Annotated in this window: 6 protein-coding genes; 4 read left to right on the plus strand and 2 right to left on the minus strand. The window is 67.0% G+C overall.

Annotated elements, in window-relative coordinates; translation table 11 throughout:
* Window positions 1–494 precede the first annotated feature (494 nt).
* Window positions 495–1,244, plus strand: coding sequence for a DNA-methyltransferase (locus ACGF0D_RS40130; RefSeq protein WP_392925101.1), 750 nt, complete (start codon window positions 495–497; stop codon window positions 1,242–1,244).
* 81 nt (window positions 1,245–1,325) lie between these two features.
* Here ACGF0D_RS40130 and ACGF0D_RS40135 read toward each other — a convergent pair whose 3' ends face one another.
* Entirely contained in the window at window positions 1,326–1,808 is a 483-nt protein-coding gene (locus ACGF0D_RS40135; protein WP_392925103.1) for a DUF5655 domain-containing protein, read from the minus strand.
* Window positions 1,809–2,040: 232 nt separating this feature from the next.
* Between ACGF0D_RS40135 and ACGF0D_RS40140 the strand changes: the two genes are divergently transcribed.
* Entirely contained in the window at window positions 2,041–2,472 is a 432-nt protein-coding gene (locus tag ACGF0D_RS40140; protein WP_392925105.1) for a hypothetical protein, read from the plus strand.
* The gene (locus ACGF0D_RS40145) at window positions 2,469–3,614 is read left to right on the plus strand and encodes a magnesium transporter MgtE N-terminal domain-containing protein (protein WP_392925107.1); all 1,146 of its coding nucleotides are present in this window, start codon (window positions 2,469–2,471) and stop codon (window positions 3,612–3,614) included. Before ACGF0D_RS40140 ends, ACGF0D_RS40145 begins: the two co-directional genes overlap by 4 nt.
* Window positions 3,615–3,877: 263 nt before the next feature.
* Here ACGF0D_RS40145 and ACGF0D_RS40150 read toward each other — a convergent pair whose 3' ends face one another.
* Complete coding sequence (locus tag ACGF0D_RS40150) at window positions 3,878–5,146, minus strand: hypothetical protein (protein ID WP_392925109.1); 1,269 nt, start codon at window positions 5,144–5,146, stop codon at window positions 3,878–3,880.
* Window positions 5,147–5,268: 122 nt separating this feature from the next.
* On the opposite strand from ACGF0D_RS40150, the gene ACGF0D_RS40155 reads away from it, so the two are divergent.
* A partial coding sequence (locus tag ACGF0D_RS40155; protein ID WP_392925111.1) for a hypothetical protein occupies window positions 5,269–5,634 on the plus strand: 366 nt, incomplete at its 3' end.

Raw genomic sequence — 5,634 nt, forward strand, 5'->3', positions numbered from 1 at the left:
CCCCGGGGGCCCGGGGGGTTTTGGGGGGGGGGGGCCGCCCCCCCCCGGGCCGCCATGCCCCCCCCCCCCCCGCGCCGGTGGTGAAACCGCCCTCGCTCAGGGCGGGCCCGGGTCAGGGGAGTTGGTAGCTCCCGGACGCCGGTCTCGGGTCACGCGCGGCAGCCGGCCGCGCTCGTAATCTCAGACGGAACACGAGGCACTCCTTCGGAGCAGAGGGGATTCGCGCGGTCCGTCGCGCAATCTCGCCTGGACGAGACAGCGCGGATCAACACGCGCCGGGCCGGGCCGACTTGGCCCGCTGCCCGGTTGGCATGGCGAGACAGTAGACGCCAAGTCCGGCCGCACCAAATGACTCCCTGACCAGCCCAGATGCCCGGAGGCCGTCCGTTAGGCACGGCCGCCGATCGCGGCTACCTTCCCCTGCATCACCGCTCCGGGCGGCAGCCACCGCGTGCCGCCTGGAGCCGGCCCACCCCTGCCCGAGGAAGGTCCCTGTGAACGACTTCACCCTCCACCGAGGCGACGCCCTCACCGTGCTGAAGAACCTCCCCGACGAGTCCGTCAACGCGGTCATCACCGACCCGCCGTACAACAGCGGAGGCCGGACCAGCTCCGAGCGCACGAGTCGCGACGCCCGCGCCAAGTACGTCACCAACGGCTCCGCCCACGACCTGAAGACGTTCCCCGGCGAGAACCGAGACCAGCGCTCCTACCGCTCTTGGCTGACCGAGCTGCTCACCGAGGCGTACCGGGCAAGCACCGAGCACTCCGTGGCGATGGTCTTCTCCGACTGGAGGCAGGAGCCCACCACGAGCGACGCCCTCCAGATGGCCGGCTGGACCTGGCAGGGCTCCATCCCGTGGATCAAGCCCGCCAGCCGCCCGAGGAAGGGCGGCTTCAAGCAGTCCGCGGAGTTCATCACCTGGGGCGTCAAGGGCACCCTCGACAACAGCCGCGACCTCTACCTGCCCGGCCACTTCATCGCGTCCCAGCCCCGCAAGGACCGCGTCCACATCACCCAGAAGCCGCTGGAGATCATGCAGCAGCTCGTCCGGATCTGCCCCGAGGACGGAGTCGTCCTCGACCCGTTCACTGGCAGCGGCTCCACCGGCGTCGCCGCCCTGCGCGAAGGCCGGCGCTTCGTCGGCGTCGAACTCTCACCGCACTACGCCGAGATCGCCGAACAGCGCCTGCGAGCAGAGCTGACCCAGGACGACTTCGCCCTCGCCGGACCGGAGGCATGAGATGAGAACCAGCAGACCTACCGGTCACAGACGCGAAAGGGCGGCCGGAGCACGAAGCTCCAGCCGCCCTTCCTCGCTCCGTCAGGACTCTTCGACCGCCCGCCGGATCAACGGCACCGCCTTCTCCACGTCCGCCGACGACGCGATCCGCACCTCCAGATCACCCGTCCCCAGGTGGCCGATGCCGCGCACGTCCCGGGTGAAGCCCTCCTCCAGCTCCACCGTGTCCGGGTCCAGCCGCAGGTACATCAGGATCGTCCGGTGCGACACCGACGGGCGGAAGATCACCGACGCGACGTTCAGCAGCCGCTTGTAGGCGATGTAGTGCTTGAGCACCACCACCTCCAGCTCGCCCGCCGCGGACAGCGCCTCGTCCAGCTCGCCGTACAGCTCCCGCAGGCTCTCCGGCACCTCCACCTGCGAGACCTCCGGCGCCACCGCGACGACCTCCGGCTCGTAGGCCGGGCCGCTCAGCGCCGACGAGGAACCGGAGGTGGAGAAGCCCGGAACGGTCTCGACCAGCTGCAGCGTCAGCAGGTCCGGCCCGAAGATACGGTAACGCACCAGGTCAACCCGGTGATCCCGCTGGTAGAGCGATGCCGCAGCCCGGTCATGGCGGACTGGGGAAGAGGCAGTGTTGCGAGCGTGCGCTATTCCCCAAACCTGGGGTCGGTCGCCCAGGGCACGCTCGGTGCGTCTGCGCTCGGAAGCTCTGCGGTTCAGAGAAGGACATCTGTCGGCCCGTCAGCGGTACTCTAACTTCCCCATGTCGCTGCTCTTTTCCTGAAGGGAACCGATGGACGCGGAACTGCTCACCCTGGCCAACACGGCAGGGACGACCCTGGTGACCCTGCTGGCCACGGATGCGTGGACTCGGGCAAAGTCGTCCGTCGGGTCGCTGTGGCGGCGAGCCCGCCCGGAAGCGGTCGAGGTGATTGAGGCCGATCTCGTCGAAACCCGCGAGGAGTTGCTGGCTGCCCGGGCTGCCGGGGACGACACCGTGGAAGGAGAGCTCGTCGCAGACTGGCAACGCAGGCTTCGACGCCTTCTGGCAGCCGATCCCGGCCTCGGGGCCGAACTCCGCCGCCTGCTGCAGGAGGAACTGGTCCCGGCGCCTCCCGCCGCCAGCCAGACGTGGACCGGTTCCGTCACCATGAGCAGCACAGTCTCCGGCCGCGGCAAGAACTTTCAGATCGGCCAGGGCACCTTGAACATCTCCGAGTCATGAGCCCGGACAACCGCTTCGACGGGGATGCGCGCATGACGGCGAGCGCATCCGGAAACGGTCGTGTCTATCAGGTCGCCCAGGGCCAGATGCACATTCACAACTCGCCGAACCCGGCCCAGCATCTGGAGATGATGCCGCTCTCTCAGTCCGTGGACGCGCTGGAGAACATGGACCCGCATGACGCCGCAGCGGCACTCTCGGCCATGAGCCCCGTCGCGGCCTCGAAGCGCCTTCCGAGTATGCGTCAGGGGTCCAAGGTATTCGCCCTGATGAGCGACGAGGCCGTCGCAGCGCAGGTGGCGGTGCTCCCCTTGAGTAGCCTGCCCTCACTCGCCACGGACGTGAGGCCGGAGAAGCTTGCCGCTGCACTGCCCAAGATTCGCCCGGCGGATGCAGCTCGCATTGTCTCGCACCTCCCCAGCCCTGGGCGCATTCTGGAGACTGCGCAGAGAGACACAGCCATTCGGGTGATGATTTCCGCCGGACTGATGCCGGCGTCGGTCTGGCTCGGAGAGATGTCGGTCACCGGGGCACGAGGAATTCTCTCCGACATGCCCGTGAACCACGCCGCTCCCCTCCTTCACCATCTCGCCCCCTCCAGGGCGGCGGAATTGCTGACCGCCATGGCGAAACCCAAGAGGAATGAGCTCCTGGGGCGCGTATCGGCACGTCGGGCAGCAATGATAGTGGAAAGTCACCCGAAACAGTCGGCCCAGGATTTCCTCACACAGCTGCAACCGCAGCGCGCCGCTGCCATTCGCGGAAAAGTTTCGGAGCAGCGGGACTACGAATTCAAAAAAGCGCTGCACAAATTTACGGACGAGAAGGCTGTGGAATACCTTGGAGGAATTTCCGCCAAGCGAGCCGCCCGGATCCTTGAGGAGCTGCCGGCTGATCGACTGCGAGCGTTGCTGCTGAAAGTCCCCAGCCCGAGGAGCAGCAAGATTGTTGCACAGCTTTCCACCGAGCAGGCCAGGAAGGCCATGTCATGGAGCAATCTCACGCTGACGTGGTTCCTCCTCAGCGGCTGCGACGAAGCCGTGCGCGAGGCCCTTTACGGGAAGCTCTCCCCATCAACCCGGTGGTCCTGGAGGACATGGGCCGGGGCACTGATGAAGTTCGACAATCCCTCCCGTCCCTAGCGGCGCCGAAACGTTGGCGGTCCTCTGCGCGAAGGAAGTGTCCCGATAGGTCCACCGCTCCAGTTGCAAGTCGGGTTTCGCCGTGCAACATAGCAGCGGAGAGACATGTTCCATGCGTGCGCTATTCCCCACTGGGCCTCCGGGGTGGCGAGCATTCCGGTGCGATCGATGGTTGGTGACCAGGCAGGGCGGCGTCGTTCGGGGGGATCTCTGATGTCGGCTGGTCGAGTGGCGCGAGCATCGGCCGGAAGACGGTTATCTCTCTACTCGTCCTGCGCGAGCTGCAAGGGCTCGTCTTCGGCTGGTGGAAGGACTTGGTGGAGCTCGCCGGAAGACGTCATGAGATAGCGAATCTCGGTGTCGCCATCGATTTTGGGCGGGGAGACTTGGGCACGGAACCGCTCTTGTCGCGTCGCCACTGACTTGTCGGAGTCGCGCCAACGGCCCTTGAGTTCGACCTGGGTGAGGCGTTCGGTCAGTTCGGTCGCCACCGCATCGGCGTCCTCCAACTGATGAACCTGCGACCCCACGAACCTCCGCAGTGCGGCGTAAGGATTGGTGCGATCCGCGAGCGCTAGCGACGCCGCGTAGGTAACCAGTGCCTTGCGTCGCATCGCTATCGCGGCTCGCGCCAAGTGAAGCTCCCGGATGAAGTGGTCGACCTCCTTCTCCTTGCCGCCAAGGGTCTCCTCCAGGCGCCGGTAGTCGACCTTGCCGTCGTTGTCCACCAGCTCGTCGATGACGCCGCGGTGCTTCTCCAGAAACTGCTGAGAGCGATAGAACTCGTCGTCCGCACTCTTCAGGGCAAGTTCAAGATTCGGCTTGCCGCCGTCAAGCATCAGGCTGATCGCGCGGGACAACTGAGCATCGGCCGACCGTTGATCCGTGATCCGTTCGACGTAGGCCCGTTCCTCTTGGCGGCTCAGGATGGCTTCAACTCGGCGTTGATGCGCCCTCTGTTCACGTTGAGCCACCATGTCTACCGCTAGGACGGTTCCGGCGACGGCCAGCACCGGCCAACCTGCCACGAGTGCTCCACCAGCAGCGACAGGCTTCAGAACAGCATGTGCTGTCTTGCCGCCGCTGCGAGAAAACCCTCTGAACCCGGAAGTTCCGGCAGCCTTGACGAGCTCTGCACCCTTTGGCAGCACCACCCGGAACAACGTCGGGCTCTTCGGGTTGAGGGCCTCCACGATCCCGACCATTGCCTGCTGAGCCGTTGCGTTCACGGGCCCAGTCCGGAACCTCGCGACCTCCGCCTCGCTGACCGGGTAGTACTCGACAGCAACTGGCGCCGCTGCGGCTTCGAGCGCGTCCCAGATCGCGCCGGACGTCGAGCCGACGGATCGGAGAACGTCCGCGGGGACCAGAAGCCCTTCGGGCGGGAACTCGGTCCGAACTTCGACCTCTGCCGCGGCGTTTGGTGCGGTGTGCCCGCCCGAGGCGGTGGTGGCGCCTCGCGAGAATCTCCAGAGAAGCCACGCGGTGACAAGCGCTGCGATAGCGACGACGGCGACCAGCTCAACAGGCATTGATATCAGAAGGCATCCGCAATCCGCTTGCGGCGTATGACTTTTCGCTGTTCAGGCATGGTGCGTGGGGTTGGGCGGCAGGGTTTCGGCGTCGGGTTGTCGAGGCCGGAACGGAGTGTGTGATGCCGCCGTCGCCGCTGGGGTTGCTGGAGGACCGTCGGGAGGCCGCTCGGGCGCGGGTGGAGGATCTGGAGGCCGAGTTGGGGCGCATCGAGGGTGAGCTGAGGTCGGCGAGGGCGTTGTTGGAGCGTCGGGTGGTGGCGGTGGAGGAGCTGGCCGAGGCGCTTGCCCCGGCCGAGGATGGCTCGGGGCCGGCGCGGGCGGGGGTGCGGGTGCCACCGAAGGGGGCGGTGGTGCCGGTGTGGCGGGAGGGTCTGGATCCGGTGGAGGCGTTGGCGCCGGACTACCGGCGGCTGGTGGAGGCGGTGGAGTCCGGCGGGCAGGGCGGTGTCGGCCTGACCATGCGGGAGGTGGCGGTCGCGGTCGGC

The organism is Kitasatospora sp. NPDC048298, from assembly GCF_043201465.1.
Lineage (GTDB): Bacteria > Actinomycetota > Actinomycetes > Streptomycetales > Streptomycetaceae > Kitasatospora.